Source organism: Methylobacterium sp. WL116 (assembly GCF_008039455.1).
In the GTDB taxonomy this organism is placed as follows: Bacteria; Pseudomonadota; Alphaproteobacteria; order Rhizobiales; family Beijerinckiaceae; genus Methylobacterium.
On the sequence record NZ_VRUV01000995.1, the window covers coordinates 1 to 798 of the forward strand.

At 68.2% G+C, this 798-nt stretch carries 1 protein-coding gene; it reads right to left on the reverse strand.

Annotation, left to right across the window (positions count from 1 at the left end; genetic code table 11):
- Positions 1-793 (reverse strand): IS5 family transposase (locus FV223_RS29000; RefSeq protein ID WP_147730043.1); only part of this gene is annotated, 793 nt, incomplete at its 3' end.
- Between the last annotated feature and the right edge of the window lie 5 nt (positions 794-798).

A 798-nucleotide genomic window follows, 5' to 3' on the forward strand; every position in this document is an offset into this window, starting at 1 on the left:
TTCGGACGAGGATCATGACGGCGGCGGCGTAGAGGAAGGCTTGGGCCGAGGCGAGGGTCGCCTCCGGGTCTTTCCAAAGGCGGCGGTTGCGGCTGATCCAGCCGAAGAAGCGTTCGACCACCCATCGGCGCGGGTGCACGGCAAAGCCGACCTGATCCTTGGGTTTGCGCACGATGTCGACGGTGATGATCGTGGCGGTCGCGGGCCTGTCGCCCGCATAGCCTGCATCAGCGAAGGCTTTGGCGATGAACGGGAAGGTCCGCCGCGACAGGCGCAGCACCGGTCCGGCCCCATCGCGATCCTGCACGTCGGCGGACTGCGGGTCGAGGACGAGGGCACGCCCGTCCGTGTCGACCAGGGCCTGCCGCTTGCGGCCCTTGATCTTCTTTCCGGCATCGTAGCCGCGTGGCCCTCCGCTCTCGGTGGTCTTCACGCTCTGGCTGTCGAGCACTGCAGCGGTGGGCGAGGCGCTTCGACCGACCCGCTCGCGATCCGCCATGACGAGGTGATGGTTGATCCGACCGAACAGGCCCTCGTCGCGCCAGCGCGCGAAGTAGCCGAACGTCGTGCTGCGCGGAAGCAGGTCCTTCGGGATCATCCGCCACGCGATGCCGCCCCGCAGCACTGAGACGATCGCGTTCCAGATCTCGCGCATCGTCCAGATGGCGGGCCGACCGCACGAGGCCGGCTCCGGCATCAGCGGCGCAATCACGGCCCATTCCGCATCGGTCAGGTCGGTTTCGTAGCGCAGGCGCGAACGGCTATGCTGCCGGCGAGTGGTCGGGGTCCACATGGCAC